Annotated in this window: 24 protein-coding genes, 1 pseudogene and 1 riboswitch; of the genes and pseudogenes, 5 read left to right on the forward strand and 20 right to left on the reverse strand. The window is 46.5% G+C overall.

Features of this window, described 5'->3' with window-relative positions; translation table 11 throughout:
* The coding region (locus tag ACLTD4_RS18260; protein ID WP_412331462.1) for an EAL domain-containing protein at positions 1 to 276 on the forward strand (276 nt) is incomplete at its 5' end.
* A gap of 246 nt (positions 277 to 522) precedes the next feature.
* On the opposite strand, the gene ACLTD4_RS18265 is transcribed toward ACLTD4_RS18260, so the two are convergent.
* The 3 genes from ACLTD4_RS18265 to ACLTD4_RS18275 form a co-directional block, all read right to left on the reverse strand.
* Positions 523 to 774: a DUF6472 family protein gene (locus ACLTD4_RS18265; RefSeq protein ID WP_117632482.1), complete on the reverse strand. Its 252-nt coding sequence runs from the start codon at positions 772 to 774 to the stop codon at positions 523 to 525.
* The gene (locus ACLTD4_RS18270; RefSeq protein WP_117622911.1) at positions 771 to 1,808 is read right to left on the reverse strand and encodes an acyltransferase; all 1,038 of its coding nucleotides are present in this window, start codon (positions 1,806 to 1,808) and stop codon (positions 771 to 773) included. The genes ACLTD4_RS18265 and ACLTD4_RS18270 overlap by 4 nt, the downstream gene beginning before the upstream one ends.
* A 202-nt stretch (positions 1,809 to 2,010) precedes the next feature.
* The gene (locus tag ACLTD4_RS18275; RefSeq protein WP_117622910.1) at positions 2,011 to 2,433 is read right to left on the reverse strand and encodes a hypothetical protein; all 423 of its coding nucleotides are present in this window, start codon (positions 2,431 to 2,433) and stop codon (positions 2,011 to 2,013) included.
* Between the two features lie 390 nt (positions 2,434 to 2,823).
* On the opposite strand from ACLTD4_RS18275, the gene ACLTD4_RS18280 reads away from it, so the two are divergent.
* The gene (locus ACLTD4_RS18280; protein ID WP_055657671.1) at positions 2,824 to 4,209 is read left to right on the forward strand and encodes an ISNCY family transposase; all 1,386 of its coding nucleotides are present in this window, start codon (positions 2,824 to 2,826) and stop codon (positions 4,207 to 4,209) included.
* Positions 4,210 to 4,287: 78 nt separating this feature from the next.
* Here ACLTD4_RS18280 and ACLTD4_RS18285 read toward each other — a convergent pair.
* The 13 genes and pseudogenes from ACLTD4_RS18285 to ACLTD4_RS18345 all read right to left on the reverse strand — a co-directional run bounded on the left by ACLTD4_RS18285 (position 4,288) and on the right by ACLTD4_RS18345 (position 14,316).
* Positions 4,288 to 4,736 (reverse strand): annotated as a pseudogene (locus ACLTD4_RS18285) (GNAT family N-acetyltransferase).
* A gap of 101 nt (positions 4,737 to 4,837) precedes the next feature.
* Complete coding sequence (locus ACLTD4_RS18290; protein WP_117623378.1) at positions 4,838 to 5,320, reverse strand: amidase domain-containing protein; 483 nt, start codon at positions 5,318 to 5,320, stop codon at positions 4,838 to 4,840.
* A gap of 165 nt (positions 5,321 to 5,485) precedes the next feature.
* Complete coding sequence (locus ACLTD4_RS18295; RefSeq protein WP_055658252.1) at positions 5,486 to 5,902, reverse strand: YjdF family protein; 417 nt, start codon at positions 5,900 to 5,902, stop codon at positions 5,486 to 5,488.
* Positions 5,903 to 6,096: 194 nt separating this feature from the next.
* Positions 6,097 to 7,527 (reverse strand): NCS2 family permease, encoded by a 1,431-nt coding sequence (locus ACLTD4_RS18300; protein WP_333490862.1) that lies wholly within the window; start codon positions 7,525 to 7,527, stop codon positions 6,097 to 6,099.
* 117 nt (positions 7,528 to 7,644) lie between these two features.
* A riboswitch (purine riboswitch) is annotated at positions 7,645 to 7,741 on the reverse strand.
* Between the two features lie 129 nt (positions 7,742 to 7,870).
* Complete coding sequence (locus tag ACLTD4_RS18305; protein ID WP_117623379.1) at positions 7,871 to 8,284, reverse strand: DUF3795 domain-containing protein; 414 nt, start codon at positions 8,282 to 8,284, stop codon at positions 7,871 to 7,873.
* Between the two features lie 86 nt (positions 8,285 to 8,370).
* Positions 8,371 to 9,219, reverse strand: a complete 849-nt coding sequence (locus ACLTD4_RS18310) for a DUF6179 domain-containing protein (RefSeq protein WP_117623380.1) — start codon at positions 9,217 to 9,219, stop codon at positions 8,371 to 8,373.
* A gap of 9 nt (positions 9,220 to 9,228) precedes the next feature.
* The gene (locus ACLTD4_RS18315; protein WP_002602911.1) at positions 9,229 to 9,768 is read right to left on the reverse strand and encodes a DUF6323 family protein; all 540 of its coding nucleotides are present in this window, start codon (positions 9,766 to 9,768) and stop codon (positions 9,229 to 9,231) included.
* A 163-nt stretch (positions 9,769 to 9,931) separates the two neighbouring features.
* Positions 9,932 to 10,633 carry a DinB family protein gene (locus ACLTD4_RS18320; protein ID WP_117623381.1) on the reverse strand — a complete coding sequence of 234 codons (702 nt, stop codon included), beginning with the start codon at positions 10,631 to 10,633 and terminating at the stop codon, positions 9,932 to 9,934.
* Positions 10,634 to 10,701: 68 nt separating this feature from the next.
* A complete protein-coding gene (locus ACLTD4_RS18325; RefSeq protein WP_025531465.1) occupies positions 10,702 to 11,454 on the reverse strand; it encodes an N-acetyltransferase in 753 nt (250 codons plus the stop codon).
* Between the two features lie 23 nt (positions 11,455 to 11,477).
* Positions 11,478 to 11,939, reverse strand: a complete 462-nt coding sequence (locus ACLTD4_RS18330) for a GyrI-like domain-containing protein (protein WP_117623382.1) — start codon at positions 11,937 to 11,939, stop codon at positions 11,478 to 11,480.
* Between the two features lie 87 nt (positions 11,940 to 12,026).
* The gene (locus tag ACLTD4_RS18335; RefSeq protein ID WP_117623383.1) at positions 12,027 to 12,932 is read right to left on the reverse strand and encodes a helix-turn-helix transcriptional regulator; all 906 of its coding nucleotides are present in this window, start codon (positions 12,930 to 12,932) and stop codon (positions 12,027 to 12,029) included.
* 45 nt (positions 12,933 to 12,977) lie between these two features.
* Positions 12,978 to 13,376 carry an SRPBCC family protein gene (locus ACLTD4_RS18340; protein ID WP_055658266.1) on the reverse strand — a complete coding sequence of 133 codons (399 nt, stop codon included), beginning with the start codon at positions 13,374 to 13,376 and terminating at the stop codon, positions 12,978 to 12,980.
* A 103-nt stretch (positions 13,377 to 13,479) separates the two neighbouring features.
* Entirely contained in the window at positions 13,480 to 14,316 is an 837-nt protein-coding gene (locus ACLTD4_RS18345; protein WP_181988681.1) for a LysR family transcriptional regulator, read from the reverse strand.
* Between the two features lie 138 nt (positions 14,317 to 14,454).
* Between ACLTD4_RS18345 and ACLTD4_RS18350 the strand changes: the two genes are divergently transcribed.
* From ACLTD4_RS18350 to ACLTD4_RS18360, 3 genes are all read left to right on the forward strand, one after another.
* Positions 14,455 to 14,979, forward strand: a complete 525-nt coding sequence (locus tag ACLTD4_RS18350) for a DUF4865 family protein (protein WP_117623385.1) — start codon at positions 14,455 to 14,457, stop codon at positions 14,977 to 14,979.
* 105 nt (positions 14,980 to 15,084) lie between these two features.
* The gene (locus ACLTD4_RS18355) at positions 15,085 to 15,594 is read left to right on the forward strand and encodes a topology modulation protein (RefSeq protein ID WP_117623386.1); all 510 of its coding nucleotides are present in this window, start codon (positions 15,085 to 15,087) and stop codon (positions 15,592 to 15,594) included.
* Positions 15,595 to 15,715: 121 nt separating this feature from the next.
* The gene (locus ACLTD4_RS18360) at positions 15,716 to 16,489 is read left to right on the forward strand and encodes a helix-turn-helix domain-containing protein (protein WP_117623387.1); all 774 of its coding nucleotides are present in this window, start codon (positions 15,716 to 15,718) and stop codon (positions 16,487 to 16,489) included.
* Positions 16,490 to 16,532: 43 nt separating this feature from the next.
* Here the strand turns inward: ACLTD4_RS18360 and ACLTD4_RS18365 are convergent, their stop codons facing one another.
* From ACLTD4_RS18365 to bglS, 4 genes are all read right to left on the reverse strand, one after another.
* Positions 16,533 to 17,378: a carbohydrate ABC transporter permease gene (locus ACLTD4_RS18365; RefSeq protein WP_117623388.1), complete on the reverse strand. Its 846-nt coding sequence runs from the start codon at positions 17,376 to 17,378 to the stop codon at positions 16,533 to 16,535.
* A 4-nt stretch (positions 17,379 to 17,382) separates the two neighbouring features.
* Positions 17,383 to 18,333, reverse strand: a complete 951-nt coding sequence (locus ACLTD4_RS18370; RefSeq protein WP_117623389.1) for a carbohydrate ABC transporter permease — start codon at positions 18,331 to 18,333, stop codon at positions 17,383 to 17,385.
* A 171-nt stretch (positions 18,334 to 18,504) separates the two neighbouring features.
* Positions 18,505 to 19,899 (reverse strand): carbohydrate ABC transporter substrate-binding protein, encoded by a 1,395-nt coding sequence (locus ACLTD4_RS18375; RefSeq protein ID WP_117623390.1) that lies wholly within the window; start codon positions 19,897 to 19,899, stop codon positions 18,505 to 18,507.
* Positions 19,900 to 19,980: 81 nt separating this feature from the next.
* The gene (gene bglS, locus ACLTD4_RS18380; protein WP_207660920.1) at positions 19,981 to 20,718 is read right to left on the reverse strand and encodes a beta-glucanase; all 738 of its coding nucleotides are present in this window, start codon (positions 20,716 to 20,718) and stop codon (positions 19,981 to 19,983) included.
* Positions 20,719 to 20,728 lie beyond the last annotated feature (10 nt).

Genomic DNA, 20,728 nt, shown 5'->3' on the forward strand with positions numbered 1-20,728 from the left:
TCGGGATTCTCCTCGCTGGGACTGCTCAAGGAATTTGATGTGGATACGATCAAGCTGGACCGTTCCTTCTTTGTCAATATGGCTGGTGATAAGGCGAAAGATGTGATTGCATGCCTCATCGAGCTGTCTAAAAAATTGAAGGTACACACAGTGGCAGAGGGAATTGAGACAGATGAGATGGTCGAATACCTCCGTATGATCAAATGCGACATGGTGCAGGGGTATATTTTTTCCAGACCGATTCCCATTTCAGAATTTGAAGAGCGTTACATATGACGGCAGCGCAGCCTTCTAATCGAACTGCCTGTCCCTTAGGATCGAATTAATATGAAGCGCGTTCTGTTCATATTCTGGTCATAATCTTTTTACATCCCGGTCAAACTATCTTCATATTTACCGGATATACTTATAACATAAGAGAAAGATGCTTATGCCTTACATCAGATAAAATTTTTTTCATAATCGCCGGTATTCTTACAGAAGGATACCGGCTCCTCCCTTTTATGGGGCTTTTTTTATGTCTTACATCTGCTTTCGGACGATTTTGTATTCGTCGGCGAACTGATAATGAGAACAGCCGCCGCTGTCTCCCCTTAAAAAGCGGATCATCTCATCTTCGTCCAAGTCCATATCACATACGTAGCATTCGTAGTCCTCGTCGTATGTATAATACATACAGCTTTCACAGTTCTTTCCTGACATCTCGTACATCTCCCCTTTATATTGATTCATCTCTATTGATTCATTTTCGTTGGTCCATTTCCCTTGCTTCATCTGCCACGATCCGTCTTAATTAAATTTTGCAGCCATCGAATCACCGTACTATCCAAGATCCATGCGGCTGCAAAGGACAGAATCGCGGTCAGCAGCGTCGCACAGACAATGCGCGGAACGTAAAAATGTCTCACCACGGTTTGATCGACCAGCAATTCGGCTGCGGCCTTTAAAATCAGATAGTGGGCCAGATAGGCCGAATAGCTGTGGCGGCTCATCCAGACGGCGACTGTTCTGGCAGCCTTACATTTTAAATTGCCGTAGCGCTCAAACAGTAAGAACACTGCCGCCGACATGGCGATCATGGTAGGCGCCAGATCGTGAATTCCCGGTACAAAGCCAGGCGTAAACCTTTTTTGCAGCAGTGTCAGAGCCAGCCCTACGATTCCTGCAAGGGCAAACCACTTAAATTCCTCCCGTTTGGACAGCCTCTTCAGCGCATATCCCAGGACATAGTAGATCAGCCAGCCTTTAAACACCATATAATCGAGAATCTGATTCAGTCCGATGCCAAATCCGCCGGCATAGTTGGTCACTGTCTGGACTCCAAGGATGAGCAGAATAAAATATCTCAGTTCCTTATCATTCATCGCCTTCATCATACGGGCCAAAAACGGCGTACAGAGGTAGAGCGCTATGATCACATACATAAACCACATATGATCCGCCATAGGCACTGTACCACTGAAAAAATCCCGCAGGAATTCTACCGGATACTCCCACCAGGATAAGACCTCCTGGCTGCGGCTGACATAGAACAGATAGTAAAGGACCGAGAAAAAGAGAAACGGGATAACGATGACTTTTACCCGTTTCTTATAAAATTGTGTGATGTCTCCGGTCGCTGAATCCAGAAGGAACAGACCGCTGAGCATAAAATATATTCCGACAAAGCTGAGCAGAAGCGGCTGCATGACTGCTGCAAACCACCACTGTTTATCATTGACAGAGACAGCCGGTATGGCGTGGACCATAATGATCGCCAGCACCGCCACCGCTCTTAGAAAATCGTATTTTATCTCGCGTTCTTTCAAACTGATTCCTCCATTTCAATATCAAGTCAACATCAAGTGCTCCCAGTACTGCGTTGCGCAATGCAGTACCAGTATACCATAAACAGTAATTTCGTGAAAGACTTCATCAGATTGTTTCCTGCAGCCGGCGAGGGCCAGGCCGTGAACCGGCTCAGCCCTCCTCTCCTGTAAATGTATTGCCTGTTTATGGAATTGTCTCTGCTCACAGCATTTCGTGAAGTCTGGTCCGCAGCGTCTCCACAAGGCGTATGGCTTCACTCACGTTGTCCGACGCCTCCCTGATTTTTGCCTGGACCATCCAGTCTATGATCAAACCATCAAAGAAATAGTCGGCAAAATTAAGGAAATCCCCAATATCGATTTTAAAATCTGCCGGTATATCAATATCCATCAGTTCCCTGCGCAGGCTTCTTAAGCTGCGTCTGGCTTCCTCCAGAGACGTTCTCGCATCATCGATTCTGGAGTGCTTAATCCAGGTAGTAAATATTCCGCCTCCCAGCATATCCCATATTCCCCAGCTGCCTGCGCTCGATAACGCGGTTTCGGCCTGCCTCAGATTCATAAGCACCCGGTTTGCGGCGGCGATCGCCTCTTCTACTTCCTGTTTTCTTCTCTCTTCTTCCATACTGATTCTCCTTCCTGTCTGACGACAACTAAAAGTTTTCGTGCGTGGCTGGAACTTCCTTTATGAAGAAAAGAAAAAGACTCTTACCGTGGTAGTTCCTGCCACAATAAAAGTCTTGCACATTTCATTTTATACGGGTGTTTATAAAAACACCAAGAAGACGATTTAAAATCCATCGGATGATGGTTCGCTACTCCCTTTTATTGAAAGATAATATATCATATTTTTACATTTTTGTCAACTAATTCAGGTTTCTTTCAACACCATCTATAAACCAAATATGATAATGTCCTAAGTAACCACAAATGAAAATGTCCTCAAATTGTATTATAATAACCTCACAGCTTATAACGCAGGAGGTTCAGGACAATTAAGGAGATTAAACTTCGGATGAAGGAACAGGAAAAATACGAGATTATTAAGAAACTTGTGGAAACCAGCGGGAATAAGGATAACGCCGCTCTGAAACTGTCTGTTTCCAGACGGCAGATTAACCGTATGATGAAAGGATATAAAGAACAGGGAAAAGCTTTCTTTGTTCATGGCAACAGGGGGCGCAAACCAGCCACAGCTCTCTCTGAGGATATCAGAAAACGTATCGTCTCTCTTTATCAGGAACAATACTTTGATGCCAATTTTACTCATTTTACGCAGCTGCTTGCGGAGCGGGAAGGCATTCTTGTTTCTACAACCACAATTCAATCGATATTGGAAGAACATTACATCTTATCCCCTATGGTTACAAAAGCAAAGCAGAAACGTATTTCTGCTCATTTAAAGGCGGTACAAAAGACGGCTTCCCACAAAGAAGCCGTCGAAATCCAAAAAAATCTCGTTGCTGTGGAAGATGCACATACACGAAAACCACGGAAGGCTTTCTTTGGCGAACAGGAACAGATGGATGCTTCTCCTCATGAATGGTTCGGTGGTTCTGTCACACATCTCCACATCGCTGTAGATGACTGCACCGGCCGGATTACAGCTGCGTATTTTGATACACAGGAAACCCTGAATGCCTACTACCACCTGTTTCATCAGATACTCACTGCGTATGGCATTCCTTATGGCTTTTTCACAGACCGCAGAACCGTTTTTGAATACAGGCAGAAGAACCGTACCGAACTGGCAGAGGATACCTACACGCAGTTTGCTTATTCCTGTAAGCAATTCGGTGTAGAGCTGGAATGCAGCAGTATTCCACAGGCAAAATCGCGTGTGGAGCGTATGTTTAAGACCTTACAATCAAGACTGCCAGTCGAGTTACGACTGGCAGGCATTACAGAGATCAACGCAGCTAACGAATTTCTTCGTTCCTATATCGCCAAATATAACGCTGAGTTTGCTCTTCCCCTTAATGGTATCAAATCTGTCTTTGAAAAGCAACCCGATCAGGAAAAAATCAACCTGACCCTTGCCATTCTCACCGAACGGGTGGTGGATGCCGGCCATTGCATTCAAAAGGATAAAACCCATTATCGTATGTTAGATAAAAGTGGAAGGCAGGTACATTACCTGAAAGGGACAAAGGTTATGGTAATCCAGGCATTTGATGGGCAGCTGTTCTGCATTGTCAACGAGAATACCGTGCTGGTGCTGGAAGAAGTCCCCGAGTACGAGAAAACCTCCCGGGCATTTGCACCTGAAATCCCCAGGGAAAAACCAAAGAAACGCTATATTCCCCCTATGAGCCATCCATGGAGACGCAGCACGTTTATAAGGTTTGCTCAAAAACAGCCACATCGGATCGAAATGGAGCTCTCTGCCAATCGCTATTAAAACAGAAAAAAGCACCGGCGGCGCCGGTGCTAATAATGCACTTTTTTCAGGACATTTTCATTTTTGCTTTACACTAATTCAGGTTTCTTTCAACACCATCACTTTCTCTCCATGGACATCGGTCTCTCCGTTAAATCGGAATCCGAATTTCTCATAGAGGTGGATTGCCCCCTGATTTTCTTCGACTACGCTTAAGTAAATCTTCTTTCTGTGGTATTCGCTTCTCAGCTTCTCGATCATCATCGGGAGTACGATGTGGCCATAGCCGTGGCCCTGATAATCCCGGTCGATCAGCAGCCGGTCCAGCCAGACACGGCCAAATGGCAGATACTGCCAGAAATAACCGTACATGGAAATACCAGCTGTTCTCCGTCATAGATGCCTACCGGACGCCAGCATTTCTCTTCCGCCGCCTCCTTTAAGCATTGTTCGGGACTTTCCACAAATCCCTTCTGTGTTTCGTGAATTTTGAGAGCCAGTACCGCCTCACGGTTCTTGTCATTTACCGGCTCAACATGGATATACATGATTCCCCTTCTTTCTTTATTTTGGCTTTGCCTTTTCCTATCATAAACTATCTGGTAACCCAATAGTCAATAGCTTTTGCCTGTTTTTCTGCCTTCGGTATCTACCAGCTGCGTACACCCTGTATATGCAGAAAGCGGGATTTCACGTATAAATAGGAATCAAGAGGGCGCATATAAGCGTCAAAGCTGTGCGCCGCCACGTAAATGCGGCCGCCCGTGACCGCGACGATTACCGGACTGTGATAAAAACCGTTGGCATTGCCCAGCTGTACAAGATCTCCCGGCTGTATTCCGTCCTGACCGGTTTCTGCCGCGTACGGACCAACCGACTTGTTATTAACCAGAAAATTGTAGAGATACTGCACACCCGTCCAGCTCGGCGTCCTGTCAGTGCTGCTGTTATAATACCATCCCATCACCGGCGTATAGTTCATGACCCCGCTCCCCGCGTAAATGCACTGTGAGGCGAAATTCGTGCAGTCTCCTCCAAAATGCTCAAAGTCCAAATACCGTGGATTTCTGCCCATGGCCCATTTCTTTGCATATTCCAGTGCCGCGTCTCGCCGATAGCCTGTTTCTTTCATATTCTTTTACCCGATTTTGATCTTTACAATATAGTATGAAGCATCATATGAAACGAGTAACGAAACGTCCTCAAACAGGGAATTCGATTATACGGAGGACCTTGGCGTTTCCATAGCGGTATTGCCTGTTATCATGAAATATAAAAAGAAACACAGGAGGCAGAATCATCTGCCCCTGTGCTTCTCCTTCCGTTTCTGCTGTTTTAATTCGAATCTGGCTTCCTTTTCCGCTTCTTTCTGCTCGCGGGTCCGGATCTTCCGTTCCTCCTTCAGCTGCTCATGCTGCAGGCTTAGGGCCTGCTGCGACTTCGTTCCGATGCCGGAGACCGCCGTCTGCATCCTGGCCTCCCGCTGCCTGCGCTTCGGGTTGGTATGTTCTTTTTTAGCCTCAGCTTTCACGGCCGGACTGAATCGCAGCCGATAATAATTCTTAAGGAGCCAGTCATATACCTCGTAATCCTTCGGCTCCATACCGAAGGTGATCTTGCATACTTCCATCGTTCCGTCCGAAATCCGTTCCACGACTCCGATCCAGAACGGGTCCTCAAAAAATACCCGAAAGGTCAGCGATACTTTGTCCATAATGATATCCTCCTTATATGATTCAAAATAGACAAAGAACGGACGACCTAAGGAGGAAGGTTACTGACAGCGGTTTCACGAATATTGTCCGCTGCGCCCGGACTACCTACCGGGCTGTGTTTTTATCTTTGTGTTTCGATTTTACCACACTTTATCATATCTTTTCAAGAGCCCTTTTAAATCGGCCGTCTACTTTACCCCAAGGTCATAAACGCATATCTTACAACAAACACAAACGAAATCATCAGCGTCAAAGCCTTTACTTCCCGCCTTCTGCCTGTCATGAGATTCATCAGACAGTAGGTAATCAGTCCGAATGCTACACCATTGGCGATCGAATATGTAAATGGCATAAATACGATTGTACAGAAGGCCGGCAGAGCGTTGCTCATGTCGCTGAAATCCACATCTCTGATGTTACCGAGCATCAGAATCCCCACGAAAATCAGTGCCGGGGCAGTGGCAGCCGCCGGAACAATGCTGACAATCGGTGCAAAGAGAATGGCTCCCAGGAACATCAGAGCGGTTACAAGGCTCGTCATACCCGTTCTTCCGCCCTCCGCGATACCAGCGCTGGATTCCACCACGGTGGTAACGGTAGAGGTTCCTACCATTGCGCCTGCCAATGTCGAAACCGCATCTGACATTAAGGCCTGCTTCATTCGGATTACTTCGCCGTTTTCATCAATCATCCCCGACTGTTTGGCCGCTCCGAGAAGTGTCCCAATGGAGTCAAACATATTGACCAGGGAGAAGCTGATGACCAGCATCGTTACCGTAAACAGAGTTTCCACAAAGTTTGTTCCGGCAAACAGGCCGGCAAAATCCATCTTTAAAAATGATACTTCCGCGAAATCCTGGAATTTCACTCCAAGATTCATATCTAAATTTGAAAGATGCGTAATACCAAGCGGGATTCCGATCAGGGTTGCCGCTATAATTCCCAGAAGAATCGAGCCCTTTACCTTTCTCGCATGCAGAATTCCCATGATGACCAGGCCAACCAGTGCCACCAGCGCGCCATTGATTAAAACCATATCCGCGCCGCTTCTCCATTTGGAAAAGTCAACCAGGCTTACGAGTGTGGCAGGATTGGAAATGACGATTCCTGCATTCTTCAGTCCGATAATTGTAATAAACAGACCGATACCAGGGGTAATCGCTGTTTTAACCGCGTCCGGAATTGATCTGATTATCGCCTCTCGCAGACCGATTGCGGTAATAACGATGAAAAAAATACCGGATATAAATACGATAACCAGCGCCTGTCCATACGTATATCCCATTCCCAGCACCACGGTGTATGCAAAAAATGCATTTAATCCCATGCCCGGCGCCTGAGCAAACGGAACCCTTGCATACAATGCACAAAGGATCGTACCGATAAACGCTCCGATACAGGTACCGATAAAGACGCCGTTGGCAATCTTCTGCGCCATCGCTGCATCTCCCATAATCAAGTATGGGTCGGATAAAATCTGTGGGTTCAGAATAAGGATATAGGCTATTGTGATAAATGTTGTGATTCCTGCAAGTACTTCCGTTTTAACGCTTGAATGACTCTGGGATATCCCAAAAAACCTGTCTGCGAATCCTGTTTTTCGTTCCAATAATATGTCCTCCATCTTCCTTTAAATAAACTGCCTGTTAAGACTGCCTGCTTTGCTATCCTGTAGTCTATACTTTAAAGGTTTACGATTGTCGCTCCCTTCCACCAACAAACATGAAATTACCAAAAAAAGAGTCAACTACATAAACTATGTAGTCAACTCTTTACGGTAGTTGGTAGAGACTCTGAGCCAATTCTCAGGATATACATAATGAATAGCACCAATATTTAATCACAAAATTTATTATATACGCTAAAAGTTTTTTAGTCTATTCGCCTTTTTATCAATAAATCTTTATTTTTTTGTGCATTATGTATATTTTGTTATTCTTTTAAACCGTTTTCCTCATCATAAATAATTATCCGGAAGTTACCCGCCCGCATTCACTGCATCGATGGTCGTGGAGAGAGATTACACCTCCGCAGGCCGCACAGGTATAGCGTTTCCGCTCATTTTCCAGAAATAATTCTATGCCGTTTTCCTTCACAAACAGGGACTGTTCTATGAGGCTGACGCCATAGCGTTTGCGATAGCTTCTGTCCAGATCCCGGATCCTTCTGCATGGGAAATCGCTGCATTCATAGCAGTAGGATAGCTCTCTTTCAGCTGCACAGTTCTTTCGCAGACAGGTCCGGCAGTGTCCGGGCTTGCTCTCATCGGTTCCCAGGCAGCCTCCGCAGGCCTTCTTAGTACTGCAGTGTGTAAAACACACCATACAGTTCATTCCGCATGGTGCAAACAGCTGACTGCCGATTACTTCAGGCATCTTCAATAAAAACCGCCTCCTTTTCCTGAACTGCAGACTCCTGTGTTATTATAGTGCCATAACTATGCTTAAAATGGGTTCTCTGCGTAATTCTAATAAACAATCATACGGTCCATGCATCCATACTCCGCGGCGTTCCTAAGTTCTGATGCAAAAGCCTTCCTGTCGCAGGACAGATAGGAATACAGGGCTCTGTCCCTCTCCGGGCCGCCTGCCAGCTGCTCCATCAGCTGACTTATGGCTTCCTCAAGTTTCTGTGGATCACAGTTCTTCACATGGCTGCAAAACCGCTCCGTATCGTCTGCCGTCACCGTATCCCCGGACAGTTTTTTCCCCATCATCATATGAATCACCAGATTCCGCATAATGACAGAAACCACATTCAGAATTAGATCCTCGTAATCCCCATGGTAGTGTTCCAGGACCGCCTTCCCGTACGCTTCCGGAAACTTGCTTAAGAATCTCTGTTCCAGGAGAACACAGGATAAATAAAAGTAGATGGCATCTATACCCTTTCGCTTCCCGACAGGCCGTAAAATCGGGTAATCCAGAGTGAGCAGATGATCCTGGGGGCGGAATCTGGCATCGTAATGGACAAAGAATTCCGGCATCCCTTTGATGACCGTATCCTCATAACAGCGGTTTCCAAAGGAACGAAAATTCGCAATGATCTGATCGTAGACCTTCTTGGCCCTGGCGGTCTTCTCCAGAACCACCTCATACCCCTGCTGGTAAAACCTCCATAAATCCGTGTCTGAGGCGGTGGCTACGCTGTTTTTTCCTGTCTTTACCGCTTCATATTCTGCTTCCCGCAGACAGTAAAGCACCGCTCCCATCAGCTGCTGTGCCGTCTCATAGGTGACGGAGGTGCTGGAAAGACTGGTATACTTTTCCGTAAGTTTTCCGACAACTGGCAGCAGTTCTTCCATCGTATAGTCCATGTCCGCCTCCTAACTGAGCAGGTCAAAGAGTGTCTCCAAAAAGAGATCTCTGTCCCAGCGTGCTTCCTGTGAGAATTTCTCATACTCTCCCTTTCCACCGTCCTCCACGTAATCCCGGTATCCGGCGCGAATCGCCCTCGCAAAACGTTCCAGGCACGTTTCCTCCAGATAGGCGACGGAACCGTAACAGACGCCGTCAAACTGTTCTTTCATAAATGTCAGCAGCTCTTCATCCGTTAAGTTGTCCTCTGATTCGTTCTTATAGAGATAGAAGATTTCCTGCAGCTCCGCAATCACATCAGCATAGTTTTCCTGCTGCAAATAGGGAGAATCACAGAAAGTTTCTATAATCTCCGGCAATACCCCCTTTCCGAATTCGACCCGCATCTGCGTCCTCAGGGAATCACGCCGGCTCGCCATCAGTCTCCCAGCATCTTCCTCCGTGAGTGTGAGCCCGAAGGACTTTGTCTTCTCGTTGCAAGCCAGCACTCTTTCCAGTTCCTGCTTCCGTTGTACTGTTTCCATCAGTTCATACCAGTTCTCCTGCATCTCTTTTCCTCCCCGTATTTGGTAAGTACTGATTCTACGCCTTTCAGACTTTCATTACAAGTCTTGAAAAAAAGAGATTTTTATGGTATGATATAGGTGTGGAAAAAGCGATTTCCGTTTAGGATCGCCGGAGTCCACATTTTTTTGCTTTTTCTGAAAAAAACTATCCTTTTAGAAAAGGTACGGCACCGCTTTTTATAAATTCTTTGATCGCAGCGCTGTCCGGCAGGTGCATCATATGATGGCGTGTCAAAGGCAGCAGCAAAAGTCCTGTCACCGTATAGCTCCCCCAAAAATCCTTCAGCCAGATGGAACCTTTCCGGTCCAGTAAACCACCCTCGCTGACCAGCCGGTTCAAATATAAGGACTCGGGTTTCCGTTTTAAGTCGCTGGGGGTAAGTGATTTGATCACGGCACAGGTCTGACAGCCTACCGCATTGCGGTAATTGATCAGCTCCTGTTTATTGACGTGCCGGCTGAAACTGATTATTTCGCTGTCGCTCATTACATTACCGGTGTCTTTGACAGTCACATTCATGCGATCCATCCAATCATCATCGAAAATCTGAGACTGTCTGGCAATCAGAAGATTGCTGACCAGATCTTCGATTCGGGCTATATGCCATAAATGCCAGGCTATGGTTTCATCTTTCTCAGTCGGCATCACACTGTAATCCTCTTCTGCCAGACCCTCCAGCACATGATCGCAAAACGTGGGGCTGCTGCTTCCTGAAACCACCCCCGTATGTGTGACCGCATGAAGGTCAAGTGCCAATTCCATAGCCGGTTCAAAGGTCTTTTTCGCCTTTAGTAAGCGACGCAGCCTGTCTGCCTGAAGTTCATAATCTGCTGCAATATCAGACATATCATCGGTCTCCTTTTCTTTTCTCGGACCAGGGCAAGTGTGAATTGATCTGCGTTTTGCAAAACACGTTACACTTTCTTCCTGTATTTTTCGAAGCTTTTCTCTGATAATATCTCGTTCGTCACAAATTTCCCGTCATAGAATAACGAGTATGTTGTAAATGGGCTTGGCGCGCGCCTTGCAGCTTCCCGGGATTCCAGCTTTACTGTCTTGATCTCAATGCCCTGAGTCCTGGCGTATTCCGCCAGAATCGGAACGTATTTCGACGTGTGGGGACATTGGGCTGTGTAGTACAGAACCCATCCCTTTTCATCGGTCTCACCGGTCTTTGCACACTCTAAAAAGCGCGGCAGGGGTGTCCCGTCTTCAAATGGGAGTGCCATAAGCTCAAAGTACGGCGCGGCAGTATCGGCTGTCACAAATCCTTTATGCTTTAAGTAGGAGCCATCCGACAGAAACGGCATCTTCTTCTTAGAGGAAAGTATAACAAGCCCCTTCTTCCCGTTCGCCCTGGCCTCAGCGATACAGTGCTCCAGCAGCTGGCTGCTATAGCCCTGTCCTTTATACTGGCCGGAAACCCACAGACAGTCGATGTAATAGTATCCATCTGCATCGACAGGCACCCAGGCGTACTCCGCCGGCAGGTACTCGATAAACACCTTTCCGCGCACATCCAGTTTTTCGAACACAAGTCCCTCTTTCAGCCGTTCCTTCAGCCATGCTTTCTTGGAGGCCACGCAGGTCTCTCCCTTTTTATCCGATATGGCACAGCAGATGTGCTCTTCTTCGATGTTCTCCAATGTAACCCGTTTGAATTCCATACTCATCATTCCCTCTCTGTTGTTCAATCCTCTTTCAATCCTATATAGACATGGATCTCCGCCTCTTCGCCGGTCATCCCGTGATACTCTTCAAAATCAGCCTGAAACGCACGATTCAAGTTCATACTCCACAGTTCCATCCAGAACTGAACCAGGGCCTGCTGCACATCTCCCCTGACTACAAACCTCGCATATCTGCCTGCCGGGATCGTGCGGATCCTTAAGTTCTCCGGAAGCCCGGCATCATCCGCCACCTCACAGGCTGCCGTCATATCATAATCGCCGTTCTCATCGCTCTCGTAGTCGGAATAAATCCCGAGGACGCAGCCCCTTCTGTCTGCGGGGATACTGTCGTAAACCCCATTCGCGTAAAAGCTTTCCCACATCCCGCCTATGACACTTCCCATATCAGGCGCATGGTTATTCGTCCTTGCTGTTATTCCTGCCGCCTTCTTCTCAGGCAGTGTCACGATTTCGTAATTCATCCGGTTGTCCTCTTTTCCACCACTTCTGTGGTTTTCTCATGTACGCTTACAGGATAACACTTTAATCACGACAACTGTATGTCATCATTAACGGTAAATACGACAAATTTTCTCTGCCATGGCGGCAAATTCCACCCGGAGTTCTTCCGGTTCCACCAGTTCCACACGGTCTCCCATGCTGAGCAGCCAGCTAAATACGCTTCCGGGATCGGAAAAGCAGGAGCTGAATACCAGTTTTCCGTCCTCCCTCTCCTGAAAGCTCTCCAGCCCGCTCTCCTCAATCAGCCGCCACTTCATATCTGCCTCGCAGACCGCTGTGACGGAAATCCGCGGCGGAAATGCCTTGTCCGGTGACATATCATACGCAGGAACCTTCCGCTCCTCAAAGCGTTCATCCAGCGCCTTCAGCTCCAGCATCCGGTTTAACTTGAACAGCCGGTAATCCTCACGATCAGTACAGTAACCCCACACATACCAGGAGGACCACTGAAAGACCAGAAGATACGGCTCCAGCTTCCTTCTGCTCTCGCCGGAAGGACCAAAGTACGCAAAGGTGATGTATTCTCTGGCACCGATCGCCGCCTGAATCAGTTCGATCTTCGGCGCAAGACAGGATTTGTACCAGGACGATAAATCAATCAGGATATGACTGTTTGAGGTCAGAATCGAAGAATTCCCCATGGCCAGCTTGTCCATAAGCTGCTGGTATTTGTTGGTGCCGGATACGCTGTCCAGGCTGCGAAGTCCGGTCAGAATCGACTGCATCTCCGATGAAGTCAGTACAGTCCGGTCGATCCGGTATCCCTCCATGATGGAAATCCCTCCATTGGGCCCCTGTGTGGTTACGAGCGGAATGCCTGCTTTGCAGATGTCTTCGATATCCCGGTTGATCGTCCTCCGTGATACTTCAAACTTCTCGGCAAGGTATGGCGCCGTCACCTTTTCCTGCTGCAAAAGGATGGACAGGATTCCGATTAGTCGGTCAATTTTCATAAACGCCTCCTGTTACTCATGATAGGTCAATCTTCCCAATTGCGCTCACTCGCCCAGCGCCGCCTTCAGATCATTAAAATACTGCTCCTGCTGCTTCCTTAGGTAACCCGGGACAAACGGCTTCATAATCCACTTCTTCACGTCCACCCGTTCTGTAAATTCTGCTTCACACCCTTCGTCCGTCCGGCGGAACAGACCGGTCCACGTACCTGTCATATTGGCGTTGTCCATGGTAAATTCATACCGGTACGGCGGCTCGAACCGGGTGATCACAAACGTGGTCGGAAAGCCCTCCTTCGTATATTCCACAAACGTTTTCCCAGGCTCCAGTACATCGATTCTCTGAAGATCACTGCGCCAGCTGCAATCGCTTAGATCTGTCACAACCTCCCATACCTGCTCGATCCTGCTCTTTAGTACTGCCTTTTTCTTTGATTCTGTCATACCATTCTCCTTCAAGCCTTCGTTTCGCTGCTTTTTTCTCTATTATAGCAAATAAACAGGACATCTGTATGTCGTGATTATTTATTAGAAAATATTTTTTATTTTATGATTTCGCCCCATTTATGATAATTTCCCGGAGAATTTCGGAGGCCCTGCCGGAACTGCCTTTGCAGACGGACAGAAAAATCCGGACAGGATCCATTTTTAGTTCACCTGATACCGCAATATTTTGCCGTTCTGACAGGAGGCTGGCGGGAAGAAGGGAAATCCCCATTCCCAGCTCGACGGAGCGGAGTATGGCCTCGACCGTGTCCATCTCGATGATCCGTGGAGCAGGCACACCATAGGATTGAAACCATGCAAGCAGACGGGTGCGGTAAGGGCACGCGGCTATTTTATTTACTATGGCCGGCATCTGAATCATCTCCCGTTCCGCGCAGCCGAATGGGGCGATGATACAGAGTGTTTCCTGAAAAAAAGCCAGTGTCTCCATCTCCTCTGTCACGTACTGCGCCTCCAGAAAGGCACAGTCAGCCTTACCTTCGGCCAGATATTGGGCCAGATGATCCTGACTGTCCGTGACCACAGAGAGATTCATTTCTGGAAGCTGTTCCTGAAATGCGGTCAGCCACAGCGGCAGTCTGGATATCGACAGCGTATGAGCCGCTCCGATCCGAAATGTTTTGCGGTCCCTGATTTGGGCCGCTGCTCTGTCGATCCGGTCAAGGATATCTTCTGAGGCGATTAACAGGCGCTCCCCTTCCGCGGTCAGAGTGACCCCTTTGCTGTGCCGGATTAGCAGAACGGCGTTTAACTCTTCCTCCAGTTTCTTGATTCTTGCCGTCACATTCGACTGTACGTATCCCAGCTGACCGGCCGCCTTCGAGATGGAGCCTGCGCGGGCAACCTCCCGGAATATTCTGAGTTCCTGACTTTCCATAGCTCCCTCCATCATTTAAAATGATACCAGACATCATTACCAACTATTATACACGACGGCGGCAGTTCTGTATAATTAAATAGTAAAAACATCACCGCCGGGCCCGGCACTGGATGATACAGAAAGAAGGAGCTTCCTATGATTACAATGCAGTATAAAATAGCGCTGCCGGATCATTACGACATGAATCTCATACGCCAGCGCGTAAGACATAACGGGACGAAGACAGATGGTTTTGAAGATTTGCTGTTTAAGGCTTATCTGATACGGGAAAATCAAGGCGGATCAGAAGGCGGAAACGAATATTCCCCGCTGTATCTCTGGAAGGACAGTCCCGGAATGATCCATTTTATATGGGATGGGTACTACGATAATATTGTGTCCTCGTTTGGGAGACAGCGCATAAAACTGGGGATTCCCCTTTTAGCGGATATTGGAAAAGAGTTTTTAACTTCGCGGTTTGTGCTGGAAACAGAACAGGTTATTCCAGCATCCCAGAGAATGGTGCGGCCGCATTTTTCCGCAGTTGGAAATGGCTGTACCGGGAAAGTGCTGATCTGTGATCCTGAGCAATGGGTGCAGAAGGAGTATTCTTTTTTCGGCGAAAAACCGGACTCGCCTGTAAAGGGAACCGTTTATGAATTGCTCCATCTGTCTGTGTGACAGCAATGCTATTATTTTTTTACAGTCTGCCTCGGCCATTGACAACTGGAAGTCCGCTGCCTTATACTGTTAGATAATCATTGATTGATCACGGGGGATTTACGATTGGAAAGAATACTGATTATCGGCGGCAATGGCTGCGGAAAAACCACCCTTTCAAATAAGCTGGCGAATAAGTTAAGCCTGCCTTTGATCCATCTGGACGCACTGTATTGGAACGATAACTGGAAGCCTGTGCCCGACGAAGAATTTGACCGGCTTTTGATGTCGGAACTGCTTCAGCCCAGATGGATTATCGACGGCAATATTTCTCGTACAATCCCGCTCCGGCTGCAGTACTGTGACGCCGTCATTTTTATGGATTTTTCACGGATCAGGTGTCTGACCGGGGTGATTGGACGATTCGTGAAAAATTACGGTAAAAGCCGCACGGATATGGGAGGAATCTGCCCGGAAAAACTGAATGCGGAAAAGATACGTTTTATCAAGGGTGTTTGGACTCATCACAAAGAAACCCGCAGGCGTTTCTATGATATGATGGGCGAGGCGGACGATGTGAATATCGTCATATTAAAAAACCGGCGGGAAACAGATCAGTTTCTGTCGGAATTATAAACGGTTCGTTATGATAAAATAAAAAGGTATTTTGTTTATTTTATTCATCAGATTATTCTCGGAAACTCCTGGTATTCAGATTTATAAGATCGCTTATTCCATCAATGGAGGCTAATCAGACATGGGACTATTACAGGAATGGTATATGCAGGAAACGGCAGACAGTGAAGAGGAAAATTTTCACCGTCCGCTAAGCGACGAACAGCTCTTTTTCCATGCTGTCCGCTCAGGGGATATTGACTTTGTGCGCGAAAACTGTAAGCAGAAGAAATTTGCCGAAACCGAGGGTGTCGGCACGCTTTCCCGCGACCCGGTAACCAATTTGAAATACCATTTTGTGGTTACGACGGCATTTGTGACAAGGCTCTGTATTGAATCCGGTATGGAGCTGGAGCAGGCATTCCGCCGAAGCGATTTTTATATTTTAAAGCTTGACACGCTTCATACCTGTCAGGAGGTTATCGACCTTCACGACCACATGGTTCTGGATTTTACTGGTAAAATGCGAATTCTTACAAGAAGCTCGGGAATGTCCAAACCTGTCGCGGTCTGTATTGATTATATATACGCCAACATCAAGGAACGAATTACCATTGAGAAGCTTGCTGAATATACCGGATTGTCCACAAGCTACCTGTCGCGGCTTTTCAAAAAAGAAACCGGTGTTTCAGTAAGCTATTACGTTCGCGAGAAAAAGCTTGAAAAGGCACAGCATCTCTTAAAATACTGTGATTACAGCCTGATTGAAATCGCAAATTACCTTTCCTTTTCTTCGCAAAGTCATTTTATACAATTGTTTAAGAATTTTACAGGCTTGACGCCGAAGAAATACCGCGACCTTTATTTCTCCTCTGACTGGCACGTCTCAGGCTTGAATAAACGGGATACTCTCTAGGCATTTTCCCTGCGCGTATGCCTTGCGGAGTTCCTCCTTCGTATTAGCCTTTGACACCGCCAAGCGTCACTCCCGCGATGATATACTTTGAAAGCATCAGATATACAATAATGATGGGAACAATCGCCACTATTATCATCATGTATATTTTTCCCATATCACGGTTCATATAATCTGCCCCTCTAAGAAGTGCGATCAGGATTGGCACTGTCATCTTATCCTTTGACTGGATTACCAGTGCAGGAACAAAATAATTATTCCATGAGCCTACAAACGTAAAGATTGCCTGTACCGCTATTGCCGGCTTCATAATCGGAAGGACAATCTGGTTAAATGTCCGAAATTCCCATGAACCGTCAATCCTTGCCGCCTCTACAAGTGAAAGCGGAAGCGATGACTCCAGATAACTATACATAAAGTAGAATACAGCCGGTGAAGCAATAGAAGGAATAATCAGCGGAAGCAGGGAATCATACATGCCCATCTTTGTGATCAGACGCAGAAACCCCATTGCCGTAACCTGGGTGGGCATTACAAGAATCGCCATAATGAATGTAAATGCAGCTTTCTTTAACTTAAAATCATAAGCATAAAGCCCGTATGCGGTCAGCGCGGAAAAATATGTACAGATTGCTGCCGAACAGCCGGACACAATCAGGCTGTTTAAGATACCCCGCACCATCGGAAAAGTTCCGTCATTAACAACGTTTTTCAGATTTGTAAAAAAGTAATTTCCAGGCAGTGCAGAAAACCCTTTCTGCAGGTCTGCATGAGAACGTGTCGCATTGACAAACAGGATATAGAAGAAAAACAGGCACATGAATGACAGAATGATGAGTAATACATGTGCAAAAACAGTACGCAGACTGTTAAATGATTTTGATTTCATAATTTTATCTCCTTCCCGCTTTCTTAATTCTTTTGGCAGCGGCCTTTGAACCATCCGGGTCATTGTCACTTGTCATCCAGTATACGATAAAGCATAAGATGCCGCTGACGACGAACAGATAAACAGACAGAGCTCCGGCCATACCATAATTTTTGCTCTTTAAGTGGCTGTTGAGGAACATAATCAGCGTCATGGAGGTACGGTCAGGATTTCCCTGTCCATTGGTCAGAATCTGAGGCACGTCGAACATCTGAAGACCACCGATAATGGATGTGATCAGTGTATAGGCAAGAATCGGACGTATCAGCGGCAGTGTTATGCGGTAGAATCTCTGTGTACTGCTGCATCCGTCTATTTCTGATGCCTCAAAGATGTCCTGGCTGATCCCCATAATTGCGGCCATCAGCATGATTGTCGTATTGCCGAACCACATCAGGAAGTTCATCACACCGACTAAAGACCTTGTTCCAAAGGCAGTACCCATAAAATCAATCGGATTATTTGTTATTCCTATCGCCAGCAGGATAGCATTGATTGGTCCCTTGTTTGAAAATAATGTAAAGAACAACATGGCAAAAGCAGAGGCCATGATCAGATTAGGCAGATAAATGACTACCTTGAAAAACTGCCGGCCACGAATCTTCAACCGCGTGTCTACGAACCATGATGCAAGCATCAGCGCAATTACGATCTGCGGGACAAATCCAATTATCCAGAGAATCAGGGTATTTCCCGCATATTTCAGCATATCGGATTTCAACAGTTTTACATAATTGTCCATCCCTATAAAATCAGGACCTATTTCTTTGATTCCCGATCGAAAATATTCGTAAAAGCTGTATCGGATCGTATCTACCAGCGGTATCAACGAAAAAATAAAAAAGCAGGCAAAAAAGGGAAGTATAAAAATATATCCCCATTTTGAATAATCAATCTTTTTATGCTTTTGTTTCATGAACTGACGCTCCTTTCTTTATTCCCTCAGGCAACGAGCCAAACGGACGCTCTGGCGAGTCTATCTGACTAACAGGGGCTGTGAAAAAATCGAGTTGGCTAAACTTCATTTTTCCAGCCCAGGTATACTTATATCCAGTTGCCTCAAATTCAGCACTTGCCCTTATGGTCTTTATTCCGGCCACTGAATCTCTGTAATTTCCGGATAACGCTCTTTAATTGCTGTCTCAAAATTTGTCTTTGCCTTGTCGTAATCAATCTGATCCTGTAAATAATCACCAAACGCATTCTGAATCAGCTCTACACAGCCCTGGTCATATGCGGATAACGGAGCCAGCTTTATAGTATCCGCGCCTGGTGTAAAGTAAACATAGGGATTCTGTCCGCCAAGGAAATCCGATGCAAAGCTCTCATCATTTGCAGCGCCCTGCATAACGGTTTTCGCATTTGTAAAATCGGAGTAATCCTTTGATATCTTTGTCAGATTATCCTGATTGGCGGTCAGCGCCAGAAGGATGTCTTTTACATGTGCTTTATTGTCCGTGCCTTCTGCTGCGAGAACAAAAGTTCCTCCCCAGTTGTATGGCAGCGGAGCCTTTGTAACAGCCCATGAGCCTTCTTCGCCATCCCAGTTTGGTTTCAGCTGCGTGTCTATTCCCCATGCAGGGAAAAGGTATGCAAATACTTTAGAACTGGACCCCATTGCGGTAAACCAGTCGGAATTCCACTGTCCTTTTACAGCCGGGTCGAAATAGCCTGCATCCTTCCACTCCCTGGAATCCTCCACCCAGTCCAGTAGCTTCTGGTCAACCTTGACAGTCGAAGAGCCCGGTTCAACCCATGTCTCGGAAATACTGTTGCTGTATAAACGGAATGTATCAGCATAGGATGAGAATGTATAATATCCCTTTGCCTTAAGTGCCTCTGCTGTCTCTTTCATAACGGTCCAGTTACTGGTCTTCTCACCAATCACCGCCGGATCATCCGTACCAAAAACGTCCTTTGCTATATCGCGGCGATATACTAAAACGCCTGGGCAGGCCTGCCATGTAGTACCTCTCTGTACGCCATTCTGATCACATGCAACGGTCTTGGTAAAATCGAACTGATCTGCTAAATCCACAGCAGGATCAATTCCCAATTCTGTAAGCGGAACTGCAGCATTTATATCGGCATCTGTATATTTAACAATATAATCTATCTCAGCAGCAAAAATATCAATCTTATCATCATCTGCGGCGCCCGGCTGGTTCAAAAGCGCCTCATCAAGCTTATCCTGATATACACCGTCCTGATTCGGATTAATGATCCAGTGGATTTCCGTTCCATCCTTTAAAGTGGATACAGTCCCATCGTCGGATGTACTCTCAATCTCCGGATAAACCGCCGTAATACGGGTGCGAAGCTCGTCATTAAAGCTGTAGATATTAATGACCTGCCCTTCTTCTGCCTGTGAACCGGAATCTGCATTGGCCGTATTGCCTGATTCAGAACTTTTGCCTCCACAGCCTGCCAGTGTACCGGCTGCCATGGCTGCCATTAATAAGATGTTAATTACTTTTTTCATAGAAAAACCCTCCTGAAATATTATTTATCATAGTGCTTTATTGAGTTATAAAAAATATCAAAATCATGTCATTTTTTCATATCAATCCTGATTGGGACAGTCATAAGCTATCCAGTCATAATATCCGTATAACGGCGTCTTGCCGTCGTAGGGCTGAAGCCAATCATCTACGCCAATACCCGGCCAGGCGTTCATCATGATTTTACCCGGAGTGTCGGGGATATCTTCCGATGCTGAATATACAGGATTGCCATCTACATACCATGTGATCCTGTCGGGCGCCCAATAAAATCCGTAGGTATGGAAGCCTTCCGAAGCGTCAAAACCTAAATTATACACGTATTCATGGTTTCCTACTCCATTTGTAAAGTAATTAAACTGTACCCTGGTTGTATCATATCCCGGAAATTCAATATCAATCTCATCCCATTTCGTACCGTCGCTTGGACCAGTATAGGTGAAGAAGGAACTCACAACGCCCGGGTTCTTTATTGGTTTCATGTTTACCTGATACATTCCGTATCCGAAATACTCCTTTGTACGGAATTCGCCGCCTGTATATCCTTTTTGATCCTGGTCAATCTTCAAACTCATGATTCCATTTGAGAATGACACATTTCCCGGATTCCAGATACAGTTAAACATACCACCGTTCGACCAGCTGGATAGTTCCATTGTCGCTTCATCATAAGCGTCAAAGCCCGTTCCATAGTGATTTCCGGAATACGCCGGCGCGGCTTGTACCGTGGTCATTCCGGCTTGCAGGCTTCCCAGCATAACTGCAGCACAGATTGTCATAACGCCAATTTTTCTCTTCATAATAAATGCC

This window comes from Hungatella sp. (assembly GCF_046966825.1).